This is a genomic window from Rhizobium cauense, assembly GCF_019511525.1.
Taxonomy (GTDB): domain Bacteria; phylum Pseudomonadota; class Alphaproteobacteria; order Rhizobiales; family Rhizobiaceae; genus Rhizobium; species Rhizobium cauense.
On record NZ_JAEUAT010000066.1, the window covers coordinates 1 to 529 of the forward strand.

Annotated in this window: 1 pseudogene; it reads left to right on the forward strand. The window is 64.7% G+C overall.

The features are described from left to right. Positions 1 to 2 precede the first annotated feature (2 nt). A pseudogene (locus JNB88_RS33155) lies at positions 3 to 529 on the forward strand (type I secretion system permease/ATPase); the annotation flags it as partial.

Genomic DNA, 529 nt, shown 5'->3' on the forward strand with positions numbered 1-529 from the left:
ATCTGTTCGGACTGTCCGGGATCATCAACATCCTGGCGCTGACCGGCGCCTTCTACATGCTGCAGATCTACGACCGGGCGCTGACCAGCGGCTCGATCTCGACGCTTGTGGCGCTGTCGATCCTGGCAATCAGCCTCTACCTGTTCCAGGGGATGTTCGACATCATCCGCTCGCAGATCCTGATCCGGCTCGGCGCCCGGCTGGATGCCGAGCTTGCGCCGATCGCCCACAAGGTGGTGATCGAGATGCCGCGCTACGGCTACTCGACGTCTGAGGCGATGGAGCGCGGCCGCGACGTCGACACGCTGCGCGGCTTCCTGTCGAGCCAGGGTCCGGTGGCGCTGTTCGACCTGCCGTGGATGCCGATCTACCTGGTATTCGTCTGGCTGCTGCACCCGATGCTGGGGATCCTGACGGTCGGTGGCGCGGCGGTGCTGACGGTGCTGACCATCATTGCCGAGCTTTTGACCCGGCGGCATTCGCAATCGATGATCAAGGCCTCGGTGGCGCGCAACTCGGTGGCGGACTC